Here is a 22,616-nt window from a genome sequence, read left to right on the forward strand (position 1 = left end):
GGTTTCTGGGGAGGTCACCTGGGGGGAGGAGAAATCGGAGGAGGGGGGTTTTAGTGTCTTTAGCCCTGTTTCGGTCTTTCGAGGGGTGGGAGGGACGCGCCCCACCGCGAACAGGGGCGTGGGGGGGGCCCGGCACAGGGGACGACTACCAGCCGCGGTTGGCGTAGCGCTCGGTCTCCGGCAGGGTGTCGCAGTTGATGCCGACCATGGCCTCGCCGAGGTTGCGGGAGGCGTCCGCGATGATCTTCGGGTCGTCGAAGAAGGTGGTGGCCTTCACGATGGCGGCGGCGCGCTTGGCCGGGTCGCCCGACTTGAAGATGCCCGAGCCGACGAAGACGCCCTCGGCACCGAGCTGGCGCATCAGCGCGGCGTCGGCCGGGGTGGCCACGCCACCGGCGGAGAACAGCACGACCGGCAGCTTGCCGAGCTCGGCGACCTCCTTGACGAGCTCGTACGGGGCGCGCAGCTCCTTGGCGGCGGCGTACAGCTCGTTGTTGTCGAAGCCGCGCAGCTTGGCGATCTCGTTCTTGATCTGGCGCAGGTGGCGGACCGCCTCGACGACGTTGCCGGTGCCGGCCTCGCCCTTCGAGCGGATCATGGCCGCGCCCTCGGCGATGCGGCGCAGGGCCTCGCCCAGGTTGGTGGCGCCACAGACGAAGGGGGTGGTGAAGGCCCACTTGTCGGAGTGGTTGACCTCGTCGGCCGGGGTCAGCACCTCGGACTCGTCGATGTAGTCGACGCCGAGCGACTGGAGGACCTGGGCCTCGACGAAGTGGCCGATCCGCGACTTGGCCATCACCGGGATGGAGACCGCCTCGATGATCTCCTCGATCATGTTCGGGTCGGACATCCGGGCCACGCCGCCGTCCTTGCGGATGTCGGCCGGAACCCGCTCCAGCGCCATGACGGCCACCGCGCCGGCGTCTTCAGCGATCTTGGCCTGCTCGGCGTTGACCACGTCCATGATCACACCGCCCTTGAGCTGCTCGGCCATGCCGCGCTTCACCCGGGCGGTACCGATCTGCGGCTGGTCTGCGGTGGTGGGGGTGGTGGACACGTGAGACCTCACTCGAAGATGAACCAGTGCTATCGCCCTATGGTAGGCGGAACGGGTGACGCAACCATGCGCCACCAAGTCCAGCCCGGACGACGGGATGCGACAAACGGGCCGTATCCGAGCACAGCCTAGGCGGGTGCCCCTTCGGGCGTGAGCGCGGGCGGCGGAGCATCGTCCATCTCGAACGCCAGCGGGAACGGAGCCTTCCCCGCCAGCCGGAAGTACCGCACCAGACGGTGCTCGCGCACCGCCCGGGCCGCCCGCACCGCGTCGTTGTGGAACCGGCGCGCCATCGGCGCCCGGCGCACCGCCGCCGTCAGGTCGCGCACCGCGTCCTCGCCGCCCGGCTCCGCCACCAGCGCCGCCACCTGCTCCGGCTCGGCGAACACCGCCCGCAGCGCCAGGCTCAGCTGGCTCTCCGCCACCTCACGCTGGTCGTCCTCGGCCTGCCGGGCCGCGTGCGCCGCGTCCAGCAGCAGCAGCGAGGCCGCCGGGTCCAGCAGCGAGGACGTGGCCAGCTCCATCGCCACCGAGGCCCGACGGACCAGCTGCGCGTCCAGCGCCGCCCGCGCGGCGTCGATCCTGGCGTGCAGCCGGTCCAACCGACCGGCCGTCCAACTCAGGTACATGCCGAACAGCACCACGGCCACGCCGGCCCAGATCCAGGTAGTCACGGGGCGCAACGCTACCGGGTGTCACCGGCTCAGCCCTCCGCGCTCGCGCTCCGGTAGGACCCGCGGTCGATGTCGGAGACGTTCACCGCGGTGTGCAGCCGGGTGCCCGGCGCCGGCGCGACGTGCTCGGCCAGCAGCGCCAGCACGCCCTCGCTGAGCGCCGCCTTCGCCTCCGGCGTACGGCCCGGGAAGATCTGGAACTCGACGTACACCTGCGCGGCGGCCTCCTCGCCCTCCCCCACCACGAAGTCGTCGTTCTGCCGGAACAGCGTCTTGCACGCCTCCGGCTTCGCGTCGATCGTCCCCACCGCGAGCCGGTTGATCGCCACGCCCAGCGCCCGGCGGTCGAAGGAGCCGGCCAGGCTCGGCGAGTAGTCGACGGAGATCTGCGGCATCGGTGCCCCCATGCGTCGTGCCCGAATACGGTCGACCGACCCTAACGCCGCCGGCACCCCGGAAAAGTCCCGGGCCGGCCGGGCTCGGTCCCGCACTCAGTCCCGCGCCAGCCCGAACCGGCCGCGCCGGCCGCTGCGCACGTCCTCCTCGACCACCGCCGCGGCCCCCGCCGCCACCGTCTCGTACACCGCCAGGATGTCCGCACCGACCGTCGACCAGTCGAACCGCCGCACGTACCGCGAAGCGGCCTTGCTCAGCTCCCCCAGCCGCCCCGGATCGCCCAGCAGCCGCAGCGCCGCAGCAGCCAGCGCGTCCGCGTCCTCCACCGGGAACAGCTCGCCCGCGTCCCCGCCGTCCAGCACCTGCTTGAACGCGTCCAGGTCGCTGGCCAGCACCGGGGCGCCCGCCGACATCGCCTCGACCAGGATGATCCCGAAACTCTCGCCACCGGTGTTCGGCGCCACGTACAGGTCCACGCTGCGCAGCAGCCGGGCCTTGTCGCGGTCGCTCACCATGCCGAGGAACTCCACCTGCCGGCGCACCTCCGGCGCCAGGCCGGCGACGGCCTCCTCCTCGTCCCCCTTGCCCGCCACCAGCAGCCGCACGCCCGGCCGCTCGGCCAGGATCTTCGGCAGCGCCGCCAGCAGCGTCGGCAGGCCCTTGCGCGGCTCGTTGATGCGGCCGACGAAGCCGATCGTGCCCGGCTCCCCCGCCGCCGCGCCGCCGCGCCAGCGCTCGTCCGGCTCGGCGTCCGCGAAGAAGCCGACGTCCACGCCGTTCGGGATCACCACCGCGTCGCCGCCCAGGTGCTCGACCAGCGTCCGCCGGGCGTACTCCGACACCGCGATCCGCGCCCGCATCTTCTCCAGGCCGGGCTGCAGGATCGGCGAGGCCGCGATCATCGCCCGCGAGCGCGGGTTGGAGGTGTGGAACGTCCCCACCATCGGCCCGGACGCCGACCAGGCGGCCAGCATCGACACGCTCGGCGCGGCCGGCTCGTGCACGTGCAGGATGTCGAACCGGCCCTCGTGCAGCCACCGCCGCGTCCGCGCCGCCGACAGGACGCCGAAGCTCAGCCGCGCCACCGACCCGTTGTACGGCACCGCCACCGCCCGCCCGGCACCGACCACGTACGGCGGCAGCGCCTCCTCGTCCTCGGCCGGCGACAGCACCGAGACCTCGTGGCCCAGACCGATCAGGTGCTCGGCCAGGTCCCGGATGTGGAACTGCACCCCACCGGGGACGTCCCAGTCGTACGGGCAGACGATGCCGATCTTCACGGGTTCCTCATGCTCCTTCGGGTACTCCTGCTGGCCGGGATCAGGCCCCGGAGGCCTCGGCCGCCGGCTCGCCGGCCGGCTCCGGCGCGGCCGCCCGGGCCGCCTCGGAGTGCGGCGCGGCCGCCTCCTCCACCGTCTCACGGACCGGGAGGTCGGCCAGCCAGAACCGCTGCAGCATGTGCCAGTCCTCGGGGTGCTCGCGGATCGCCTGCTCCCACACCTGCGCCAGCGCCTGCGTCATCGCCTGCGTCCGCTCCTTGCGGTCGCCCTCCTGCGGCACCGGCACCTCGGGGTGGATCCGCGCCCGCATCACCGGGCCGTCGTACCAGAGCGTCACCGGCAGCAGCGCCGCCCCGGTGCGCTGGCACAGCGCCGCCGGACCGGCCGGCATCCGGGTCGCCTCCCCGAAGAACGACACCTCCACGCCCGCCTCCGAGAGGTCCCGGTCCCCCACCAGGCAGACCAGTCGGCCCTCGCGCAGCCGTCGCGCGAGCGTGCCGATCACGTTCACCCCGCCCCCGGTCAACGCCAGGACCTCCATGCCCTGGCCCTCCCGGAACTCCACGAACCGGTCGAACAGCCGCTCCGGCTTCAACCGCTCCGCGACCGTGGTGAACGGGAAGCCCAGCTGCGCCACCCAGGTGCCCGCCAGGTCCCAGTTGCCCATGTGCGGCAGCGCGATCACCGCGCCCCGACCGGCCTCGATGTGCTCTCGCAGGTTCTCCAGGCCCTCCGACCGGACGTCCCGGGCCACCCGCTCCCGGCTCCAGACCGGCAGCCGGAACGACTCCATCCAGTACCGCAGGTACGAGCGCATCCCGGCCCGGGACAGCGCCCGCAGGCCCGCCTCGTCCAGCCCTGGACGGACCCGGCGCAGGTTCGCCTCCAACTGGAGCACCCGCTTGCCGCGCCGGCGCCAGGCGTAGTCCGCCAGCCGGTCGAACAGGCCCCGCGCCACCCGCTCCGGCAGGTGCTTCAGCACCGCCCAGCCCAGCGCGTACGCCCAGTACACCAGTCGGTCCGTCACCGCAGGACGCCCCCCATCAGCTCCCGGCCGCCGCTCGGTCGGCCTCGAACGCCTCCCGGCGCACGGTCAGCATGCGCTGGAACACCGTCACCAGACTGCCCACCGCCACCAGCCACAGCGCCACCGGCAGCAGCCACTCCACGTACGGCACCCCGAACTTGTGCAGACCCGCGACCCCGGCCGCCACCAGGCTGGCCACCAGCCGCTCGGCCCGCTCCACCAGCCCCGACACGTCGCACGGCAGCCCCTGGCTCTGCGCCCGCGCCTTGGTGTACGACACCACCAGCCCGCTCGCCAGGCAGCAGATCGCCACCGCGCACAGCAGGTTGTCGTCACCCTTGCCCGCGTACCACATCGCCAGACCACCGAAGATCGCCGCATCCGCGACCCGGTCCAGCGTGGAGTCCAGGAACGCCCCCCACCTGGTGCTCCGGCCCAGCTGGCGGGCCATGTTCCCGTCCACCAGGTCCGAGAAGATGAACAGCGTGATCGTGATGGTGCCCCAGAAGAACTCCCCGCGCGGGAAGAACACCAGCGCACCGGCCACCGAACCGGCCGTACCGATCAGCGTCACGGCGTCCGGGCTCACGCCCAGCCGGATCAGGAACGCGGCGAACGGGGTCAGAACACGTGTGAAGAAGGCACGCGCGTATTTGTTGAGCATGGCCTTCCCGACCGCTCCGATCTCCCTGGTACCCGCCTGGCGCAACACGCGCGGCAGACGGCCGGACGGATCAGCCCGTCCGGCCCACCCATCGTAGCCAGGCCGGAGGCACGCTCCGTCGCACGCACCGCCCGACGACACCCCGGCCACGTCCCACACACGGACGGTCACCGCCCACCCGTACGACACGCGCCGCCGCAGCACCCGCACCTACACTTTCGAAGGACAGCCCCGGCGCGACGGGAGGAGACCCCGATGCCCGACCGCAGCACGGCACGAGCCGCCCAGGCGCCCGCCGTCACCGCCCCCCGGGACCTGCGCAACGTCGTCCTCATCGGCTCCAGCGGTGTGGGCAAGACCACCCTCGCCGAATCCCTCGCCCTCGCCTCCGGCGCCACCGGCCGGGCCGGTCGCGTCACCGACGGCACGACCGTCTCCGACCACGAGGACATCGAGCACCACCAGCAGCGCTCCGTCCAGCTCTCGCTGCTCCCGCTCGAATGGAAGGGCGTCAAGATCAACCTGATCGACCCGCCCGGCCACCCCGACTTCACCGCCGACCTGCGCGCCGCCCTGCACGCCGCCGACGCCGCCGTCTTCGTCGTCTCCGCCACCGACCCCGTCACCGCCCCCACCCGCGCACTCTGGCGCGAGTGCGCCGCCGAAGGCATCCCGCGCGCCATCGCCGTCGCCAAACTCGACCTCGCCCGCACCGGCTTCGACGACATCCTCACCGCCTGCCACGACGCCTTCGACCTGGGCCCCGACACCCTCCGCCCGCTCTTCCTGCCCGTCCTCCACGACGGCCGCCCCGACGGCAGCGTCGACGTGCTCACCGGCGACACCTACGGCCGGGCCACCCCGCTGCCCGACACCGGGCCCGCCCACGACAGCCTCGTCGAGGCCATCTCCGGCCAGGACGACACCCTCATGGAGCGCTACCTCTCCGGCGACACCCTCGACACCGACGCCCTCGAAGCCGGCCTGCGCCGCGAAGTCCTCGGCTGCGCCCTCCACCCCGCCGTCCCCACCAGCGAGAACGGCCTCGGCGCCACCGAACTCCTCGACCTGATCGTCCACACCTTCCCCGACCCCACCGAACGCACCCGCCCAGCCCCCGACTGCGACCCCGACGCCCCGCTCGCCGCCCAGGTCGTCCGCGTCACCGGCGACACCTACGTCGGCCGGATCAGCCTGCTGCGCCTGTACGCCGGCACCCTGCGCCCCGACACCCGCATCCACCTCGCCGGCCCCGCCCACAGCGCCGACCAGAACGGCGACGAACGCGTCACCGCCCTCAGCAGCCCCTTCGGCAAGCTCCAGCGGCCCGTCCCGCACGCCGTCGCCGGCGACCTCGTCTGCATCGCCAAGCTCACCACCGCCCGCGCCGGCGACACCGTCCACGACCCCGGCCACCCCGTCGACCTCGACGGCTGGAACCTCCCCGAGCCCCTGCTCCCGATCGCCGTCGAAGCCCACAGCAAGGCCGACGACGACAAGCTCTCCCAGGCCCTCACCCGCCTCACCGCCGAGGACCCGGCCCTACGCCTCGAACAGAACCCCGCCACCCACCAGCTCGTCCTCTGGTGCACCGGCGAGGCCCACGCCGAGGTCGTCCTCGACCGCCTGCGGACCCGGCACGGCGTCCACGTCGACACCGTCGAACCCCAGGTCGCCCTCCGCGAGACCTTCGGCACCGCCGCCGCCGGCCACGGCCGGCTCGTCAAGCAGTCCGGCGGCCACGGCCAGTACGCCATCTGCGACCTGGAGGTCGAACCCCTCCCGGCCGGCTCCGGCTTCGAGTTCCAGGAACACGTCGTCGGCGGCGCCGTCCCCAAGCACTTCATCCCCTCCGTCGAGAAGGGCCTGCGCGCCCAGCTCGCCAAGGGCGTCGCCACCGGCCACCCGCTCGTCGACGTCCGGGTCACCCTCACCGACGGCAAGGCCCACTCCGTGGACTCCTCCGACGCGGCCTTCCAGGCCGCCGCCGCCCTCGCCCTGCGCGACGCCGCCGAACACGCCGTCATCCGGCTGCTCGAACCCGTCGCCGCCGTCACCGTCCTGCTGCCCGACGACTACCTCGGCGCCGTCCTCGGCGACCTCTCCGCCCGCCGCGGCCGCGTCCTCGGCACCGAGACCGGCGGCCCCGGCCTGACCCTGCTGCGCGCCGAAGTCCCCGAACTCGAACTCGTCCGCTACCCGGTCGACCTGCGCTCACTCACCCACGGCACCGCCGAGTTCTCCCGCGCCTACCTGCGCCACGAACCCATGCCGACCGCCCTGGCCACCCGCTACACCGACTGAGCGCCCTGGCGCCGAGGCAGCGCGCACGCCGCCGTACCCCCCGGCATCCGGTGCCGGTTGCGCGCCACCCAGCGGTACGCCAGGCCCGCCACCGGCCGCACCGGCGCCGACGCCAGCACCGCCCCCAGGTACGCCCACGCGCCGCCCGAACGCATCAGCAGCCGCGCCACCGCCTGCGCGCCCCCGTACACCCGGCCCGCCGGCGTCACCCACAGCACCTCGCGCTCCGCCCGCTCCGCGGTCACCTCGCCCCGCCCGCCCGCGCGCGCGTCCAGCGCCGCCAGGTCCTCGAACTGGAACGGCACCGCGTCCCAGCCCCCCGAGGCCAGCGTCTGCCGCAGATAGCGCTCCGCCCACCGCACGCAGGACGAGCAGAACGAACAGTCCCCGTCGAACACCAGCACCGGATCCATCGCCTGGGCTCCCTTCCTCGCCGTCACGGCCATCCTGCCCCACCCCGACGACCCGCCGCCGACCGGGTATCGACCAGCCCGAAGCTGGGCATCATGCCTCTCAAGCCCGGGCGCGGCCGGATCGTGACGGCACTTCAGACGATCATGCGCGCGGCGACACCACGGCACGATAACCTGCCGCTGACAAGGGGAGGAGGGGACGCCACCGTGACCACACTCGACATGACTCCGGGTGCGCAGATACCCCGCACCGACGCCGGGCCGCAAACCGGAGTCACCCCGGCGCTCTCCTCGGTCGCGTACCGCGACGGCAAGATCGAGGACTTCGTCGGCAAGGTCACCACCGCGACCCACAAGAAGCCCCGGTTCAAGCTCTTCGAGGCGAACCTCGGCGAGGCGTTCAGCGCCGCCGTCATCTCCCGCACCGTCGGTGCCGGGCGCAAGCCGATCGTGCCCTCGTTCGGCACCGACACCCGCCAGATCGTCGAACACTGCCTGGCCGCACAGGAGTTGCGGGCCGCACGGGACCGCAAGCTCACCGTGGTCACCCTGCTCTTCGGCCTGCTCGCCCTGCCCGGCACCCTGATCTGGATCGGTGCGTTCTACCTGCGCATCTACCTCATGAAGGGCAAGGCCCTCCAGGACGAGCTCTACGGCGCCCTCGCGCTCCTGGCCGCAGCCGTGGTCTCCGTCCTGTTCCTCGTCAAGCCCCCCGCCCACGGCCCGCTCGGCGTCTACCTGCGCGTCGCCATGATCCCGCCGATCATCGGCGGGATCCTCGCCCGGCGCATCGTGCTGCGCTCCACCAAGGAGCTCCGCGAACGCTGGCTCGCCCTCGCCGAGGGCAGCTCCGTCGCCGCCACCGTCTCCAAGGCCGTCCCCCGCGACGACCTCGACAAGAAGGCCGTCGACCTGCGCGACAAGCTCGCCCGCATGGAGGCCGAGCAGGAGACCAACGTCCAGCACTACGCCGGCCCCAAGGGCATCCTCGGCGTCGGCAAGCGCTGGGGCGAATGGCGCCTGGTCGACGTGATGCGCCCCGCCGCGGGCCACTCCGACTTCCGCGCCTTCCACCCCTGGGACCTCGTCCGGAAGATCTCCTCACACCTCAAGGGGCTCGCCGTCAGCGAGGTCGCCAACAGCGGGATGACCAACATCACGGTCAAGCAGTGGGCGGTCCTCGAAATCGGCGAGAACGCCGACGAGATCTCCCGCCCCGGCAACGCCGACATGGACGGCGACCGGATGCGCGACTTCGCCCTCCAGACCATCGCCGACAAGCAGACCTTCGCCGGCGGCGGCCCCCGGCACTACCTCGCCACCCAGTTCATCACCTTCGACGGCAAGCTGATCATCACCTTCACCGTCACCGTCACCCTGCTCGCCAACACCCTCACCGTCACCGTCGCCGGCTACGCGCTCGGCCCGGTCAACGGCGTCTTCTCCGACAAGCCCTCGGCCAAGGAGAAGACCGTCCAGAAGACCGGCAAGTTCTGGGAGGAGCGCACCGTCAAGCTCCCCCTGATCGACAACGACGAGGTGGTCCGCCAGGCCCTGCGCGCGCCGCTCACCCGCGCCCCCGGGCTGCTCTCCTGGCTCGGCGGCGGCCTGGGCCTGCCCGAGCCGTTCGGCTTCCGGCACGCCTGGGCGAGCCCGCCGTGGGGCAGCCGGTTCATGACCGACAACGCGCTCAACGCCTCCGTCCCGGTCCTCGGCGCCGTGCACGCCGCCACCCTGGAGTTCCTGGAGGAGCACGACCTGGACACCGACCGCTTCAAGAACCGCGCGTCGATCATCAAGTCCGAGGCCCAGGGCACCCGCCCGTACAAGGTCGACCAGTTCGAGTAACCCCGGCCCGCGCACGCCGGAGGGGCCCGCCACCGACTCAGCGGTGACGGGCCCCTCCGGCGTTCCCGATCAGTCCTGCGGCCAGGCCTCGGCCAGCATCTTCCGGGTGTCCGCCAGCAGTTGCGGCAGCACCTTGGTGTGGCCGACCACCGGCATGAAGTTGGTGTCCCCGCCCCAGCGCGGCACCACGTGCTGGTGCAGGTGCGCCGCGATCCCGGCACCGGCCGCCGTGCCCTGGTTCATCCCGATGTTGAACCCGTGCGCCCCCGAGGCCGCCCGCAGCGCGGTCATCGCCCGCTTGGTGAAGTCGGCCAGCTCGGCCGTCTCCGCCTCGTCCAGGTCGGTGTAGTCCGCGACGTGCCGGTACGGGACCACCATCAAGTGGCCGCCGTTGTACGGGTACAGGTTCAGCACCGCGAACACGGCGGCGCCCCGGGCGATGACCAGCCCGTCCTCGTCGCTCAGCGAGGGGATCGAGCAGAACGGACAACCGTCGTCCGGAGCCGGACCGGTGGGCTTGTTCTCACCCTGGATGTACGCCATCCGATGGGGGGTCCACAGGCGGCGGAAGCCGTCCGGCTCCCCGACGCCCCGCTGCAGTTCCGGCTCAGTCGTCATGCTGATCAGCATATTCGCCCAGCGCTGCTTGCAAAGCCGCGCGGGGCGGACTCATGAAGAGCCCGCCCCGCGCGTGGTGGTCCGAAGGCGTCACACCTGGATGCGGTTCTTCACCGCTTCCACGATCTCGGCGACGGCGTCCGCCACCGGCACGCCGTTCTTCTGCTCGCCGTTGCGGTAGCGGAAGGACACCGCGCCCGCCTCGACGTCGTCGTTGCCCGCGATGAGCATGAACGGCGTCTTGGACCTCTGGGCGTTGCGGATCTTCTTCTGCATGCGGTCGTCCGAGGTGTCCACCTCGACCCGGATCCCCTGCTTCTTCAGCTCGGCCGCGACCTCCAGCAGGTACGGCACGTGCTCGTCGGTGATCGGGATGCCGGTCACGGTGACCGGGGCCAGCCACGGCGGCATGGCGCCGGCGTAGTGCTCCAGCAGCACCGCGAAGAACCGCTCGATGCTGCCGAACAGCGCGCGGTGGATCATGACCGGCCGCTGGCGCGAGCCGTCCGCCGCCGTGTACTCAAGATCGAAACGGATCGGGAGGTTGAAGTCGAGCTGGATCGTCGACATCTGCCAGGTCCGGCCGATCGCGTCGCGCGCCTGGACCGAGATCTTCGGGCCGTAGAAGGCCGCGCCGCCCGGGTCCGGCACCAGCGGCAGCCCCTGCTTCTCGGCCACGCTGGCGAGGACGGCGGTGGCCTCCTCCCAGGTCTCGTCCGAGCCGACGTACTTGACCGGGTCCTTGGTCGACAGCTCCAGGTAGAAGTCGGTCAGGCCGTAGTCGCGGAGCAGGTTGAGCACGAAGGTCAGCGTCGAGTCGAGCTCCTCCGCCATCTGCTCGCGGGTGCAGTAGATGTGCGCGTCGTCCTGCGTGAAGCCGCGGGCGCGGGTCAGGCCGTGCACGACGCCGGACTTCTCGTAGCGGTACACCGTCCCGAACTCGAAGAGGCGCAGCGGCAGTTCACGGTACGAGCGGCCGCGCGCGTCGAAGATCAGGTTGTGCATCGGGCAGTTCATCGGCTTGAGGTAGTAGTCCACGCCCTCGTCGAGCTGCATGGGCGGGTACATACCGTCCGCGTACCAGTCGAGGTGGCCGCTCTTCTCGAAGAGCTTCCCCTTGGTGGCGTGCGGGGTGTAGACGAACTCGTAGCCCTCTTCCTCGTGCCGCTTGCGCGAGTAGTCCTCCATCGCCCGGCGGATGATGCCGCCCTTGGGGTGGAAGACGGCGAGGCCGGAGCCGATCTCCTCGGGGATGGAGAAGAGGTCCAGCTCGTTGCCGAGCTTGCGGTGGTCGCGCTTCTCGGCCTCGATCAGGAAGTCGAGGTGGGCCTTGAGCTCGTCCTTGGTCGGCCAGGCGGTCCCGTAGATGCGCTGCAGCATCGGGTTCTTCTCGCTGCCGCGCCAGTAGGCGGCCGCGTTGCGCATCAGCTTGAACGCCGGGATGTACCGGGTGCTGGGCAGGTGCGGGCCGCGGCAGAGGTCGCCCCAGCACTGCTCGCCGGTCTTGGCGTCCAGGTTGTCGTAGATGGTGAGCTCGCCGGAGCCGACCTCGACGTCGGCGCCCTCGCCGGCGGTGGCGGCGGAGCCCTTGAGGCCGATCAGCTCCAGCTTGTACGGCTCGGCGGCCAGCTCCTCGCGGGCGGACTCGTCGGTGACCACGCGGCGGGAGAACTTCTGCCCGCGCTTGATGATCTCCTGCATCCGCTTCTCGATGGCCTTGAGGTCATCGGGGTGGAAGGGCTTCTCGACGTCGAAGTCGTAGTAGAAGCCGTCCTTGACCGGCGGGCCGATGCCGAGCTTGGCCTCGGGGTAGAGCTGCTGCACGGCCTGCGCCATGACGTGCGCGGTGGAGTGGCGCAGGATGTCCAGGCCGTCCTTGCTGCCGATCGCGACCGGCTCGACCTCGTCGCCGTCCTGGACGGCGTACGCGAGGTCCTTGAGCTGGCCGCCGACGCGGGCGGCGATGATCGAGCGGTCGTCGGCGAAGAGCTCGGCGGCCGTAGTGCCCGTGGTCACCACGCGCTCTTCCCGATCGGGTTCGCGGTTGATGATTACCCGGACGTCCGTCACCGGTCTCTCCTGACGTGCTGGATTCAGAGGACGCAACACTGCGCTGCGCGTGACGATGGTACCGAGCGCGTCGACCCGGCCGCGCACCTACGCCCCCTCCCCCCCTTCCCCGAGGCCTCCGTCGAGCTCTTCGCCGAGTTCTTCGCCGAGTCCCTCCCCGAGGGACTTCAGCAGCCGCTCGCGGTCGGCGTCCTCCCAGCCGCACAGTTCCAGGCCCTGCGGCCGGGTGAGCCGGCGGAAGCCGCCGCGGCTCTCCAGCCGGCCGGCGACCCGGACCGGCAGGCCCGCGAGGTGGGCCTCGGCGGCGAGCCGGTAGTCGGGGTCGGGCAGGCGGAGCTTGAGTTCGCGGACTTCGGCGCCGCCGAGGACGCGCAGCCGCACCGCGCCCGGTCCGGCCGGGTCTGCGCGCTTGAGCCGGACGACCACGCCGACGACGGTGACGGCGACGGCGGGCTCGATCCGTTCGAGCAGTTCGGCGGCCTCGGTGAGGGCGGGCAGGTCGCCGGGCGAGAAGTCGAGGACGACCCGGCGGTCCCCGAAGCCGCCCGGGGTCCCGGCGGCGGCGGACCAGGCGACGGTCAGCCTGGTCGCCGTCGCGCCGCGGACCAGGTCCTCGACGGACTGGACGAGTTCCCGGCTGACTCCGGCCTGGACGGCGTTCTCGAAGGCCTCGGGCCCCCCGCTGACCCGGCGGTAGTCGACGGCGTCGCGCAGTGCCTCCAGGGCGCGGACCAGGGTGGTGACGGCGGCCCGGCCCTCGGGCGCGGGGGTGTAGGCGGTGAGGGCCGCGCCCTGCTCGACGACCAGGACGCGGTCCAGGAAGTCCCCGGCGTGGGCGTCCAGCCGGGCGCCGAAGTAGGCGGCCGTGGCCCGGCCGGCCTTGGCCCCGGCGGCGAGCATCGCGCGGGCCGCCCGTTGGAGCCGCTCGGCGTCGTCCCAGGTGGCGGCCTCGGCGGGGCCGGCCGGCTCCCGGTGCCAGCGCAGTTCGTCGCCGGGGACGGCGAGTGCGAGCAGGATGGCGCGGGCGGACGGGGTGGAGGAGCGGGACAGCGCGGTGACGGCGTCGGCGAGGAGGTCGACGGCGTCGTCGAAGCCGTCCCCGGCGGGGACGAGGACGCTGGTGCCGGACTCGTCGTCGGGCGGCGTCCAGCGGCCGTAGCGGGCGGCGGGGCCGCCGCGCCGGACCCAGCCGTGCCGGGCGAGCAGGGTGGCGAGCACCGCCGGGTCGACGGCGGCGGGGTCGGGCAGGGCCTGGACCGGCTCGCCGGGTGCGTGCGGCGGTGTCATGGGTGCTGCTCCTCGCTGCCGGGGCCGGGACCGGGGCGGGCGGTCACGGGCTGCCACCCGCGCCGACCCGGGCCATGATGTCGCAGAGCGCGCGGTCGTCGAAGACCTTGCCGGTGGGGACCCGCACGTTGGTGCGCCGCTGTCCGGTGACCGGGTGGCCGGCCAGGTTGACCCAGTAACAGCAGTGCCGCAGTTCCAGCGCGTCCGGGCGGGCGTGCAGCCAGCGGTCGACCCGCCGCGGCAGCAGCATCACGACCAGGATGCGCGGCACGGCGACCCTCGCCCGGGCGAGCTTGCGCAGGTGGTCGTTGTCGAGGGTGAAGCTGAAGAACGGCCCGGTCGGATCGGCCGCGATCTGCTGGGTGGCCTTCAGCTGGATCTTGATGGTGACCTCGTCGTCCACCTCGTGCGCCCGGGAGCCGTGGCTGACCTGCCAGTCGATCCCGTTGTCCGGGAACGGCTGGGAGAGCGAGCAGCCGGCCGCGGCGGCGACCGCGTGCAGATAGCCGACCTGCAGCGTCTCCATGCAGGCGGTGACCGCCAGGTTCCCCCGTAGAACGGCCGCCGCCCCCTCGGGCTGCGGCTGCGTCAGTGCCATCGCCCCGTGGCCTCCCCCTGCTCCGGGCCCGTCCGGATCGGAACGACGGGCCCACGGGCAGGATCCCCGGTCGGGCTTGCGCCAAACGGTTGAACGGGTGTCAGAACCGGGTATCAACCGGGCGCGCGGAACGCTCGCCTGAGGGGCAGTCATGCAGCAGCACTGGTACACCGGCCCACTCGCCTCCTTCGACACCGAGACCACCGGCGTGGACGTCGAGACCGATCGGATCGTCTCGGCCGCCCTGGTCGTCCAACTCGCCCCGGGTCGGCCGGTGCAGACCACCACCTGGCTCGCCGATCCGGGCGTCCCGATCCCGGACGGTGCCCGGGCGGTGCACGGCATCACCGACGAGCACGCCCGGACGCACGGGCGCCCGGTCGGCGCGGTGGTGGCGGAGGTCACCCGCGCGCTGGCGGACCAGGCGAGGGCCGGGCGCCCGGTGGTGGTGATGAACGCGCCGTACGACCTGACGCTGCTGGACCGGGAGCTGCGCCGCCATCACGGGCTGACGCTGACCGACCGGGTGGGCACGGCCGGGCTGGTGGTGCTGGATCCGCGGGTGCTGGACAAGCACGTGGACCGCTACCGCAAGGGCCGTCGGACGCTGACCGACCTGTGCGCGCACTACGGCGTGGAGCTGGCCGGGGCGCACGACGCGGCGGCGGACGCGACGGCGGCGCTGGCGCTGACCCGGCGGATAGGCGCCCGCTACCCGGCGGCGCTGGGCGGGCTGACGGCGGCGGAGCTGCACCTGCGGCAGGCGGTCTGGCACGCGGCGCAGGCGCGGGGGCTGCAGAACTGGTTCGACCGGTCGGGGACGCCGGAGCGGGTGGACCTGTCCTGGCCGCTGCGGCCGGCCCGGTGCGGCTGCGGCCGCCGGCTGGAGCCCGAGCACGGCTGCGAGGCGGCGGCGTAGCGGCGGCCGGCGGATGCCCGCGAGCGCCGGCCCCGAACGCGCCGCAGGCCCTGACCGGTTTCCTGGTCAGGGCCTGCGTGCTGTCCGGTGGGCGATACTGGGATCGAACCAGTGACCCCTTCGGTGTGAACGAAGTGCTCTCCCGCTGAGCTAATCGCCCGGGCAACGAGAAGAACAGTAGCACCATTTGGCGGTCGTCGTACAACTCGCCCCTTCCGGGTACTGCTGGCGCATCCGCAGAACTCGCGCTCCACGCGGAAGATGACTGAGCCTCAGCCGCATTCCGGATGGCTCTTCGGATGGATTCCGGAAATACACGTGAGGCCCAGCCGATAATCGGCTGGGCCTCACGTATCACAATGCATTCCGGTGGGCGATACTGGGATCGAACCAGTGACCCCTTCGGTGTGAACGAAGTGCTCTCCCGCTGAGCTAATCGCCCGGGTGCAGGGAAAACATTACCGCATCCCGGAGGGTGGTCCGAACACCCTGGTCACGGCGGCCCCCGGCCCCGGGCGGCTCAGCTCTCGCCCGCCGTCCAGGGGACGGCCAGGCCGTAGCGGGCGAAGTACCAGCCGCCGATCCCGACGACCGCGGCGAGGCCGATGGCGGTGACGGTGAGGTTGCGGCGGCGCACCCGCGGGTCCATGGCCCGCCGGGCGGCCTCGGCGACCTTGCGGCGGCTCCACCGCAGCACCAACCGGGCCCAGTCGAACTCGGTGGCCCAGACCCCCATGCCCAGGAAGATCACCACCCAGCCGGGGCCGGGCAGCGGCAGCATGATCACGCCGAGGACGACCACGGCGAGGCCGGCCAGGAAGATCGCCACCTGCCAGGTGAGGTGCAGCGGCCGCGAGCGGCGGACGAACGCCGGGGCGCGGGAGCCGGCCGCGTCATCCGACGTGACCGGTTCACCCGATCCCGTGTTCTTGGCCGTCTTGTCGTTTCGCACAGTCATGCCAGGAAACTAACCAAGAAGCGGCCCGGTAATGCCCGACCGGGCCACTCCGGGATGATTCCGCAATGCGCCGTAAGGGGTACGACTCGCGCCCGAATCGGGACAGAGGGGTTTACATCGGGCTTGGGGGTGGGATGGTCCGTTCGCCGACGTGCGATTCCCCGAGCGCACACTGAGCGAAAGGCCATGGCGCTTATGAACACCACGGTCAGCTGCGAGCTGCACCTGCGCCTCATCGTGTCCAGCGAGTCCTCACTGCCCGTCCCCGCGGGCCTGCGCTACGACACCGCCGACCCCTACGCCGTGCACGCCACGTTCCACACGGGCGCCGACGAGACCGTGGAGTGGGTGTTCGCCCGAGATCTCCTCGCGGAGGGGCTGCACCGACCGACCGGTACCGGCGACGTCCGGGTCTGGCCGTCCCGCAGCCACGGGCAAGGGGTGGTCTGCATCGCGCTGAGCTCTCCGGAAGGAGAAGCCCTGCTGGAAGCCCCGGCCCGGGCGCTTGAGTCATTTCTCAAGCGGACGGACGCCGCGGTGCCACCCGGCACCGAACACCGCCACTTCGACCTCGACCGGGAGCTGTCCCACATCCTCGCCGAAAGCTGATCCCGCCCGGAGGCGGTCACGCCCCGCCATCGGCGGGGTGGTACCTCCTGCCGTCACCGCTGCCGTCCTACTCGGGGGCACGGCAGCACTCAGCCGCGCGCGACGCGGCCTCGGGGCCGGTGGGCGGCCCGATCCCACCGGAGCGGGTCCGCGACACCGCAGGCGCCCGGCAACGAGGCCGGCCATCCATACGGGTGGCCGGCCTCGCTGCCGGGCGCCGTCGGCATTTCGGGGGGTCCTTCGCGGGCCCGGCCGCCCGGACGCCGTCCGCTCCACGGCACTCTGACGGAATCCGTACGCACCTTCGAAAGAACCCACCGCCCTTCCGCCGCAAGGCCCGGTATGGTCTGGGGTAACCGTGGACGCGGGGTTCCGGAGTCCCCTGCGCGAGGAGTCCCCAACGTGCTGATCACCCATGACACCGAGTGCGCACTGAGCATCCTCGTCGAGCTGCTCAACACCGCGCCCGATGTGTGCGGCACCGAGCGGCTGCCGGACGTGGCCGCACTGGACGCCTTCGTGGTCGGCCAGGAGATCAGCGAGATCGACTCGCTGACCGAGAACGACCTGCGCAAGGTGCACGAGCTGCGCACCCGGCTGCGCGAGGTGTTCGGGACGGAGTCCACCGCCGAGGCCGCCGAACTGGTCAACCGGATCGTCGCGGCCGCCGGTACGACGCCGCGGCTGACCAACCACGACCACCACGACTGGCACATCCACTACTTCGCGCCGCACGCCGCGCTCGGCGACCACCTCGCCGCCGAGCTGGGCATGGCGCTGGCCTTCATCCTGATGGCGGGCGAGCGGGAACGGTTGCGCCGCTGCGAGGCGCCGGACTGTGCCCGGGTCTTCGTGGACCTCTCCCGCAACCGCTCCCGGCGCTACTGCGACAGCCGCACCTGCGGCAACCGGCTGCACGTCGCCGCCTACCGGGCACGGCAGCGCTCGGCGGAGGCCGTGCCCTCCGCCTGACGCCGACCCCCACGGGGGTTCGAGTGCCGCGTTCGGATGCCGCTCAGATGCCGCGTTTGCGGAGGATCTCCTCGATGTCGGAGAAGTCGCCGAGGCCGTCGTCCCGCTTGCCCGTCGCCGGCTTCTTCGGCGGCGTGGCGGCCACCGCCGGGCGCTCGGGCGCGGCACCGGCGGCCGCCGGGCGGTCCGGCGCGGCGTCCACGGCGCCCCGGCGGCCCAGCCAGCGCGTCGTCACCAGCAGGAGCGCGGAGAGGCCGAGCAGCACGATGCCGGTCCAGACCCGGGGGTCGAACACCAGCCTCGTCGCCCAGTCGGCGAACTCGCTGCCGATCGTCCGGGCCACCGGGAACAGGCCGGTCAGGTAGAGCCCGGCGGGCACCAGGGCCACCGCGAACCAGCGGGTCGCGGACAGGAACCGCCGCCGGTAGGCCCGCAGGCCGGCCACGGCCACCCCGCCCGCCGTGAGCGCGAAGCTGATCGCCGCCGTCAGCACGGCAGCACTCCTTCGCTTCCGGTCGTCCTGGTCATCACTGCCTCCCTGTCGGCCTTCGCAGGGGCGCACCGTCGGCCGGAGCGGGCGCCCACTAGTGAAACACTGGGGGAATGATCGATGGTTCCCTCCCCCGGCTCGAGTTCTGGTGCGACCTCCAGTGTCCGGACTGCCGCACCGCGCTGGACGACGTACGGGCGCTGCGCGCGCGGTACGGCGACGCGCTGCCCGTCGAGGTCCGCCATTTCCCGCTGGAGAAGCACAAGCACGCCTATGCGGCCGCGGAGGCCGCCGAGGAGGCGTTCGCGCAGGGGCTGGGCTGGCCGTTCGTGGAGGCGCTGCTGGCCCGGGCCGAGGAGTTGGACGCCCGCGGGCAGCAGGTGCTGCTGGAGGTGGCCCGGGCGGTCGGGGTGGACGCCGAGGAGGTCGACACCGCGCTGATCGACGGCCGGCACATGCTCACCGTGGACGCCGACCAGGCCGAGGGCCGGGCGATCGGGGTCACCGGTACGCCGACGTACGTGATCGGCGGGCAGCGGCTGGACGGCGGGCAGAGCCAGGACGGCCTGCGGGACCGCATCGTGGCCGCCATCGAGGCGGCGGCGGGTTCCTGACGTCACGTCGGGTCACAGCGGCTTTCCGTAGATGCGGTTGGTGACCCGGTAGCCGAGCGAGGCGTAGAGGCGGATCGCGACCTCGTTCCCGGCGAACACGTTGAGGCCGAGGTCGCGCACGCCGGCGGCCAGGCACTCGCGTTCGGCGAGCAGCATCAGCGTGCGGCCGTGTCCCCGGCCCCGGTGGGCCGGGGACACCTCGACGGTCATCACCCAGGCGAGCGGCCCGCCGTTCGGCAGGTCGCGCCGGTGGAAGTCCACCCAGAGCGAGCCGAGCGGCTCGGCTTCGCCGTCCGCGCGCAGGCGGCGCAGGGCGACGCCGGGGCTGTCGGCGCCCTGCGGGAGCTGGCGCCGGTGGTCCAGCTGGGATCGGGCGCAGGCCTGCTCCTCGCTGAGCCCGGACTCCACGAGCGAGCGGCGGTAGCCCCGCGCGGCCCGGTCGAGCCAGGCCTGGAACTCCGGGGGCTCGATCCGGTCGGCGGTGATGCCGGCGGGCAGGGCGGGGGCGGTGGTCAGCCGCTTGGCCAGGTTCCGCATCCGCTCGGTGTAGCCGAGGGTGGCGGCGAGCCCCCGGGCGATCCGCGCCGTCTCGGGGATGTTGGCGTCCACCCGGGTGCAGTCCCAGCCGCGCAGCACCTCCTCCGCGGCCAGCGCGCCGAACGTGCCGCGGCCCCGACCGCGGCCTTCTCTGACCTCCAACTCCGATATCTCGCCCCAGAGTTGGCTTCCGTGCGGGATGGCGGTGGTGCGCAGCGCGCCGACCTGGCGGCCGTTGGCGCAGATCTGCCAGCGCCTGGTGCGGCCGCCGGCGTCGGTGGGTGTCTCCGGGCCCTCGGGGCGCAGCGTCGTGGTCATGTGGTGGTCCCTTCCCCGCGCCCGGGCCCCTATGCCCGGGTTGCCGTTGCGGGGATCACGGGTCGAGGTCGTCGCCGCTGCGTTCGGCGAAGACGGCCATGGCCTTGGCGGTGACGGGGCCGATGCCGGGCAGCTCGCGGTCGTCCACCCGGGTCACGGCCTGGACGTCACGGGTGGTGGAGGTCAGGAAGACCTCGTCGGCGTCCTGGAGGGCGCTGAGCGGCAGGTCGGCCTCCTCGGCGCCGCACCAGTCGACGACCAGCTGCCGGGTGATGCCGGCCAGGCAGCCGGAGGCGAGGGTGGGGGTGAGCAGGCGGCCGCCGAGGACGACGAAGACGTTGGAGCCGGTGCCCTCGCAGAGCAGGCCGACGGTGTTGGCGAACAGGGCCTCCGAGGCGCCGGCGCGGTGGGCGGCGGCCAGGGCGACGACGTTCTCGGCGTACGAGGTGGTCTTGAGGCCCGCGACGGCGCTGTGCTCGTTGCGGCGCCACGGGACGACGGCGGCGGCGGTCTCGTCGGGGCGGCGGTTGATCGCGCCGAGGGCGACGACGAGGGTGGGGCCGGCGGTGCCGCGCTCGGAGCCGAGCGGGGAGGTGCCGCCGGTGTAGGTGACGCGCAGGCGGCCGAGCGGGGCCGGGTTGGCGGCGAGGACCTGGGCGCAGGCCTCGCGGACCAGGTCGTGGTCCGGGTCGGGCAGGCCGAGGCCGCGGGCGGAGCGGGTGAGCCGGTCGAGGTGCCGGGTGATGGCGAAGGCCCGGCCGTCGGTGGCCTTCAGGGTCTCGAACACCCCGTCGCCGGTGGTGAGTCCGTGGTCGAGGACCGAGACGGCGGCGTCGGCGGAGTCGACGAGCGCCCCGTTGACCCAGCTCGTGGTCGGGTTCTGCATCGAGGGCTGCTCCTTGGGCGGGGTGGGGGCGGGGCGGTTCATGCCCCCGTCGGGTCGGTGTCGCTGCCCGACGCTATCGCGACCAGGCGGGCGGCCTTCAGTTCGGTTTCCGCCCACTCGCGGTCGGGGTCGGAGCCCCAGGTGATGCCGGCGCCGGTGCCGAAGCGCAGCACGGGCGCCTCGGGGTCGGTCCGGTCGAGCCAGAAGGTGCGGATGCCGACGGCGAGTTCGCCCTCGCCGCGGTCGGCGTCGACCCAGCCGACGGCGCCGCAGTACGGGCCGCGCGGGGCGGTCTCCAGGGCGTCGATGATCCGCAGGGCGCTGGACTTGGGGGCGCCGGTGACGGAGCCGGGCGGGAAGGTGGCGGCGAGCAGCTCGGGCCAGCCGGCGCCCTCGCGCAGGGTGCCCTCGACGGTGGACACCAGGTGGACCAGGCCGGGGTGCTTCTCGACGGCGCACAGGTCGGGGACGGTGACGCTGCCGGTCGCGCAGACCTGCCCGAGGTCGTTGCGGACCAGGTCGACGATCATCACGTTCTCGGCGTGGTCCTTGTCGAGGAGGTCGTCCTCGGTGCGGCCGGTGCCCTTGATCGGGCCGGAGGAGACGGTGCGGCCGGTGCGGCGCAGGTACAGCTCGGGTGAGGCGGTGGCGATCTCGACGCCGTGCCCGGGCAGGCGGATGGTGCCGGCGTAGGGGGCGGGGTTGCCGTGGGCGAGGAGGCCGGTGAGGGCGTCGACGTCGCTGCGGGCCGGGTCGGGCAGCGGTGCGGACAGCACGCGGCAGAGGTTCGCCTGGTAGACCTCGCCGGCGGCTATGTGCTCGCGGATGCGGCGTACGCCCGCGGTGTAGGCGGAGCGGTCCAGGGAGCTGTGCCAGTCGCCGGCCTCCGGTCCGCGCCAGCCGGCGCCCGAGGGCGGCGCGGGGGCGGGGCGGACGTCGTCGAAGCGGGCGCAGGTCAGCCGACCCTCGAAGTCGTAGGCGACGGCCCAGTAGCCGGTGGAGTCCAGGGCCGCCGGGTCCGAGGTGACGTCGCGCAGGCCGGTGGCCAGGCGGCCGCCGAAGCGGGCGAGCGGGGTGCTGGGTTCGGTGGGGCCGGACACGGTTCTCCTGCGCGGTGGTCCTGGGCGGCGGTGCCTGAAGTGTAGGTCGGGGGTGCGGGCCCGGCGCGGGGGTGTGGCGCGGGGGCGTGAGCAGCGCCCGGCGTCGCGCGGGTGTGCGCCGGGTGGCCTGCGGATGATCGTCCGGAAGCGCCGCAGGTGGCGGCCGGTGGCCGGGTCGAGGGGTCGGCGGGGAGACGCTCGGCGGGCATCCCATCGGCACGCTGCGGGAACGGATTTTTAGCTGGCCCAGGAATCCGCTAGAGTTCAACACGTCGCCAGGGAGCGCAGCCGAAGAAAAGCGGTGAAGGTCCCGGGAGACAGGCGGACGTGGCTCAGTTGGTAGAGCATCACCTTGCCAAGGTGAGGGTCGCGAGTTCGAATCTCGTCGTCCGCTCGATGGAGAACAGTGTAAGATCGTTCTTCGTGTGTTGCCTGGTGGAGTGGCCGAGAGGCGAGGCAACGGCCTGCAAAGCCGTGTACACGGGTTCAAATCCCGTCTCCACCTCCGAGAGGTTCGACCGGTTCCGGCCGGAAGACCTCCCCGCGCGATTAGCTCAGCGGGAGAGCACTACCTTGACACGGTAGGGGTCACTGGTTCAATCCCAGTATCGCGCACGTCGGATCCTTCGGGGTCTGCTGCAGGACCGCCACACCAGGCGCGATTAGCTCAGCGGGAGAGCACTACCTTGACACGGTAGGGGTCACTGGTTCAATCCCAGTATCGCGCACGTCGGATCCTTCGGGGTCTGCTGCAGGACCGCCACACCAGGCGCGATTAGCTCAGCGGGAGAGCACTACCTTGACACGGTAGGGGTCACTGGTTCAATCCCAGTATCGCGCACGTCGGATCCTTCGGGGTCTGCTGCAGGACCGCCACACCAGGCGCGATTAGCTCAGCGGGAGAGCACTACCTTGACACGGTAGGGGTCACTGGTTCAATCCCAGTATCGCGCACGTCGGATCCTTCGGGGTCTGCT

The 22,616-nt window shown here is 72.5% G+C and carries 22 protein-coding genes and 8 tRNA genes; 12 read left to right on the plus strand and 18 right to left on the minus strand.

All coding sequences use genetic code 11. The annotated features are described in order from the left end of the window. Positions 1 to 145: 145 nt before the first annotated feature. The 6 genes from pdxS to pgsA form a co-directional block, all read right to left on the minus strand. The gene (gene pdxS / locus ACFVX9_RS32790; protein ID WP_063346811.1) at positions 146 to 1,057 is read right to left on the minus strand and encodes a pyridoxal 5'-phosphate synthase lyase subunit PdxS; all 912 of its coding nucleotides are present in this window, start codon (positions 1,055 to 1,057) and stop codon (positions 146 to 148) included. A 128-nt stretch (positions 1,058 to 1,185) separates the two neighbouring features. Next, positions 1,186 to 1,686, minus strand: coding sequence for a hypothetical protein (locus ACFVX9_RS32795; protein WP_063350972.1), 501 nt, complete (start codon positions 1,684 to 1,686; stop codon positions 1,186 to 1,188). Positions 1,687 to 1,760: 74 nt separating this feature from the next. Further along, positions 1,761 to 2,126, minus strand: coding sequence for a 5-carboxymethyl-2-hydroxymuconate Delta-isomerase (locus ACFVX9_RS32800; protein WP_380344290.1), 366 nt, complete (start codon positions 2,124 to 2,126; stop codon positions 1,761 to 1,763). A gap of 96 nt (positions 2,127 to 2,222) precedes the next feature. Further along, the gene (locus ACFVX9_RS32805; RefSeq protein ID WP_063346813.1) at positions 2,223 to 3,407 is read right to left on the minus strand and encodes a glycosyltransferase family 4 protein; all 1,185 of its coding nucleotides are present in this window, start codon (positions 3,405 to 3,407) and stop codon (positions 2,223 to 2,225) included. A gap of 40 nt (positions 3,408 to 3,447) precedes the next feature. Further along, positions 3,448 to 4,434, minus strand: a complete 987-nt coding sequence (locus tag ACFVX9_RS32810; RefSeq protein WP_380486023.1) for a phosphatidylinositol mannoside acyltransferase — start codon at positions 4,432 to 4,434, stop codon at positions 3,448 to 3,450. 16 nt (positions 4,435 to 4,450) lie between these two features. Next, entirely contained in the window at positions 4,451 to 5,098 is a 648-nt protein-coding gene (pgsA, locus tag ACFVX9_RS32815; RefSeq protein WP_363583060.1) for a phosphatidylinositol phosphate synthase, read from the minus strand. 255 nt (positions 5,099 to 5,353) lie between these two features. Here pgsA and ACFVX9_RS32820 point away from each other — a divergent pair, with 255 nt between their 5' ends. Beyond that, positions 5,354 to 7,402, plus strand: coding sequence for an elongation factor G-like protein EF-G2 (locus tag ACFVX9_RS32820; RefSeq protein ID WP_380377220.1), 2,049 nt, complete (start codon positions 5,354 to 5,356; stop codon positions 7,400 to 7,402). On the opposite strand, the gene ACFVX9_RS32825 is transcribed toward ACFVX9_RS32820, so the two are convergent. Then, positions 7,390 to 7,815, minus strand: coding sequence for a thiol-disulfide oxidoreductase DCC family protein (locus ACFVX9_RS32825; RefSeq protein WP_063350974.1), 426 nt, complete (start codon positions 7,813 to 7,815; stop codon positions 7,390 to 7,392). The two genes, ACFVX9_RS32820 and ACFVX9_RS32825, sit on opposite strands and share 13 nt — an antisense overlap. Positions 7,816 to 8,022: 207 nt before the next feature. Between ACFVX9_RS32825 and ACFVX9_RS32830 the strand changes: the two genes are divergently transcribed. After that, positions 8,023 to 9,663 carry a hypothetical protein gene (locus ACFVX9_RS32830; RefSeq protein WP_387985134.1) on the plus strand — a complete coding sequence of 547 codons (1,641 nt, stop codon included), beginning with the start codon at positions 8,023 to 8,025 and terminating at the stop codon, positions 9,661 to 9,663. Positions 9,664 to 9,732: 69 nt separating this feature from the next. Here ACFVX9_RS32830 and ACFVX9_RS32835 read toward each other — a convergent pair whose 3' ends face one another. From ACFVX9_RS32835 to ACFVX9_RS32850, 4 genes are all read right to left on the minus strand, one after another. Next, positions 9,733 to 10,293, minus strand: a complete 561-nt coding sequence (locus ACFVX9_RS32835; RefSeq protein WP_063346816.1) for an HIT domain-containing protein — start codon at positions 10,291 to 10,293, stop codon at positions 9,733 to 9,735. A gap of 78 nt (positions 10,294 to 10,371) precedes the next feature. Continuing rightward, positions 10,372 to 12,351, minus strand: a complete 1,980-nt coding sequence (gene thrS / locus ACFVX9_RS32840) for a threonine--tRNA ligase (RefSeq protein WP_387985138.1) — start codon at positions 12,349 to 12,351, stop codon at positions 10,372 to 10,374. A gap of 87 nt (positions 12,352 to 12,438) precedes the next feature. Beyond that, the gene (locus ACFVX9_RS32845; RefSeq protein ID WP_380377229.1) at positions 12,439 to 13,638 is read right to left on the minus strand and encodes a hypothetical protein; all 1,200 of its coding nucleotides are present in this window, start codon (positions 13,636 to 13,638) and stop codon (positions 12,439 to 12,441) included. 43 nt (positions 13,639 to 13,681) lie between these two features. Further along, on the minus strand, positions 13,682 to 14,236 hold the full coding sequence (locus ACFVX9_RS32850) for a DUF4365 domain-containing protein (protein WP_063346819.1): 555 nt from the start codon (positions 14,234 to 14,236) through the stop codon (positions 13,682 to 13,684). 151 nt (positions 14,237 to 14,387) lie between these two features. Here ACFVX9_RS32850 and ACFVX9_RS32855 point away from each other — a divergent pair, with 151 nt between their 5' ends. Next, positions 14,388 to 15,155 carry an exonuclease domain-containing protein gene (locus ACFVX9_RS32855; RefSeq protein ID WP_387985143.1) on the plus strand — a complete coding sequence of 256 codons (768 nt, stop codon included), beginning with the start codon at positions 14,388 to 14,390 and terminating at the stop codon, positions 15,153 to 15,155. 88 nt (positions 15,156 to 15,243) lie between these two features. Here the strand turns inward: ACFVX9_RS32855 and ACFVX9_RS32860 are convergent. The 3 genes from ACFVX9_RS32860 to ACFVX9_RS32870 form a co-directional block, all read right to left on the minus strand. Next, positions 15,244 to 15,315, minus strand: a tRNA-Val gene (locus tag ACFVX9_RS32860). A gap of 210 nt (positions 15,316 to 15,525) precedes the next feature. Continuing rightward, positions 15,526 to 15,597: transfer RNA gene (locus tag ACFVX9_RS32865), tRNA-Val, on the minus strand. 78 nt (positions 15,598 to 15,675) lie between these two features. Continuing rightward, positions 15,676 to 16,113 carry a TIGR02611 family protein gene (locus ACFVX9_RS32870; RefSeq protein WP_063346821.1) on the minus strand — a complete coding sequence of 146 codons (438 nt, stop codon included), beginning with the start codon at positions 16,111 to 16,113 and terminating at the stop codon, positions 15,676 to 15,678. Between the two features lie 195 nt (positions 16,114 to 16,308). Between ACFVX9_RS32870 and ACFVX9_RS32875 the strand changes: the two genes are divergently transcribed. Continuing rightward, a complete protein-coding gene (locus ACFVX9_RS32875) occupies positions 16,309 to 16,722 on the plus strand; it encodes an SsgA family sporulation/cell division regulator (protein ID WP_030056266.1) in 414 nt (137 codons plus the stop codon). Positions 16,723 to 17,124: 402 nt separating this feature from the next. Further along, positions 17,125 to 17,694 carry a CGNR zinc finger domain-containing protein gene (locus tag ACFVX9_RS32880; protein ID WP_387985146.1) on the plus strand — a complete coding sequence of 190 codons (570 nt, stop codon included), beginning with the start codon at positions 17,125 to 17,127 and terminating at the stop codon, positions 17,692 to 17,694. Positions 17,695 to 17,737: 43 nt separating this feature from the next. On the opposite strand, the gene ACFVX9_RS32885 is transcribed toward ACFVX9_RS32880, so the two are convergent. Further along, positions 17,738 to 18,187: a hypothetical protein gene (locus ACFVX9_RS32885; protein ID WP_387985149.1), complete on the minus strand. Its 450-nt coding sequence runs from the start codon at positions 18,185 to 18,187 to the stop codon at positions 17,738 to 17,740. Positions 18,188 to 18,297: 110 nt separating this feature from the next. On the opposite strand from ACFVX9_RS32885, the gene ACFVX9_RS32890 reads away from it, so the two are divergent. Then, the gene (locus ACFVX9_RS32890; protein WP_380486034.1) at positions 18,298 to 18,798 is read left to right on the plus strand and encodes a DsbA family protein; all 501 of its coding nucleotides are present in this window, start codon (positions 18,298 to 18,300) and stop codon (positions 18,796 to 18,798) included. Positions 18,799 to 18,810: 12 nt separating this feature from the next. Here the strand turns inward: ACFVX9_RS32890 and ACFVX9_RS32895 are convergent, their stop codons facing one another. Genes ACFVX9_RS32895 through ACFVX9_RS32905 form a run of 3 tightly spaced genes read right to left on the minus strand, consistent with a single transcriptional unit; the run spans position 18,811 to position 21,639 of the window. Further along, positions 18,811 to 19,653 carry a GNAT family N-acetyltransferase gene (locus ACFVX9_RS32895; protein ID WP_387985152.1) on the minus strand — a complete coding sequence of 281 codons (843 nt, stop codon included), beginning with the start codon at positions 19,651 to 19,653 and terminating at the stop codon, positions 18,811 to 18,813. Positions 19,654 to 19,708: 55 nt separating this feature from the next. Continuing rightward, complete coding sequence (locus ACFVX9_RS32900) at positions 19,709 to 20,581, minus strand: aminotransferase class IV (RefSeq protein WP_387985155.1); 873 nt, start codon at positions 20,579 to 20,581, stop codon at positions 19,709 to 19,711. Next, on the minus strand, positions 20,578 to 21,639 hold the full coding sequence (locus tag ACFVX9_RS32905) for a chorismate-binding protein (RefSeq protein ID WP_063346827.1): 1,062 nt from the start codon (positions 21,637 to 21,639) through the stop codon (positions 20,578 to 20,580). Before ACFVX9_RS32905 ends, ACFVX9_RS32900 begins: the two co-directional genes overlap by 4 nt. 321 nt (positions 21,640 to 21,960) lie before the next feature. On the opposite strand from ACFVX9_RS32905, the gene ACFVX9_RS32910 reads away from it, so the two are divergent. From ACFVX9_RS32910 to ACFVX9_RS32935, 6 genes are all read left to right on the plus strand, one after another. After that, positions 21,961 to 22,033: transfer RNA gene (locus ACFVX9_RS32910), tRNA-Gly, on the plus strand. A gap of 40 nt (positions 22,034 to 22,073) precedes the next feature. After that, a tRNA-Cys gene (locus tag ACFVX9_RS32915) sits at positions 22,074 to 22,144 on the plus strand. A 38-nt stretch (positions 22,145 to 22,182) separates the two neighbouring features. Continuing rightward, positions 22,183 to 22,254, plus strand: a tRNA-Val gene (locus tag ACFVX9_RS32920). Between the two features lie 41 nt (positions 22,255 to 22,295). Then, positions 22,296 to 22,367: transfer RNA gene (locus ACFVX9_RS32925), tRNA-Val, on the plus strand. Between the two features lie 41 nt (positions 22,368 to 22,408). Then, positions 22,409 to 22,480: transfer RNA gene (locus tag ACFVX9_RS32930), tRNA-Val, on the plus strand. A 41-nt stretch (positions 22,481 to 22,521) separates the two neighbouring features. Next, positions 22,522 to 22,593, plus strand: a tRNA-Val gene (locus tag ACFVX9_RS32935). The last annotated feature ends 23 nt before the right edge of the window (positions 22,594 to 22,616 follow it).

It is taken from the genome of Kitasatospora sp. NPDC058243, assembly GCF_042882025.1.
GTDB lineage: Bacteria > Actinomycetota > Actinomycetes > Streptomycetales > Streptomycetaceae > Kitasatospora.

What these genes read in the sequence shown, in the direction of transcription:
- pgsA (WP_363583060.1), bottom strand. Translation starts at nt 5,098, where the DNA reads ATGCTCAACAAATACGCGCGTGCCTTCTTCACACGTGTTCTGACCCCG.
- ACFVX9_RS32895 (WP_387985152.1), bottom strand. Translation starts at nt 19,653, where the DNA reads ATGACCACGACGCTGCGCCCCGAGGGCCCGGAGACACCCACCGACGCC.
- ACFVX9_RS32890 (WP_380486034.1), top strand. Translation starts at nt 18,298, where the DNA reads ATGATCGATGGTTCCCTCCCCCGGCTCGAGTTCTGGTGCGACCTCCAG.
- ACFVX9_RS32800 (WP_380344290.1), bottom strand. Translation starts at nt 2,126, where the DNA reads ATGCCGCAGATCTCCGTCGACTACTCGCCGAGCCTGGCCGGCTCCTTC.
- ACFVX9_RS32825 (WP_063350974.1), bottom strand. Translation starts at nt 7,815, where the DNA reads ATGGATCCGGTGCTGGTGTTCGACGGGGACTGTTCGTTCTGCTCGTCC.
- ACFVX9_RS32845 (WP_380377229.1), bottom strand. Translation starts at nt 13,638, where the DNA reads ATGACACCGCCGCACGCACCCGGCGAGCCGGTCCAGGCCCTGCCCGAC.
- ACFVX9_RS32870 (WP_063346821.1), bottom strand. Translation starts at nt 16,113, where the DNA reads ATGACTGTGCGAAACGACAAGACGGCCAAGAACACGGGATCGGGTGAA.
- ACFVX9_RS32900 (WP_387985155.1), bottom strand. Translation starts at nt 20,581, where the DNA reads ATGAACCGCCCCGCCCCCACCCCGCCCAAGGAGCAGCCCTCGATGCAG.
- ACFVX9_RS32850 (WP_063346819.1), bottom strand. Translation starts at nt 14,236, where the DNA reads ATGGCACTGACGCAGCCGCAGCCCGAGGGGGCGGCGGCCGTTCTACGG.
- ACFVX9_RS32820 (WP_380377220.1), top strand. Translation starts at nt 5,354, where the DNA reads ATGCCCGACCGCAGCACGGCACGAGCCGCCCAGGCGCCCGCCGTCACC.
- ACFVX9_RS32855 (WP_387985143.1), top strand. Translation starts at nt 14,388, where the DNA reads ATGCAGCAGCACTGGTACACCGGCCCACTCGCCTCCTTCGACACCGAG.
- ACFVX9_RS32795 (WP_063350972.1), bottom strand. Translation starts at nt 1,686, where the DNA reads ATGTACCTGAGTTGGACGGCCGGTCGGTTGGACCGGCTGCACGCCAGG.
- ACFVX9_RS32875 (WP_030056266.1), top strand. Translation starts at nt 16,309, where the DNA reads ATGAACACCACGGTCAGCTGCGAGCTGCACCTGCGCCTCATCGTGTCC.
- ACFVX9_RS32835 (WP_063346816.1), bottom strand. Translation starts at nt 10,293, where the DNA reads ATGCTGATCAGCATGACGACTGAGCCGGAACTGCAGCGGGGCGTCGGG.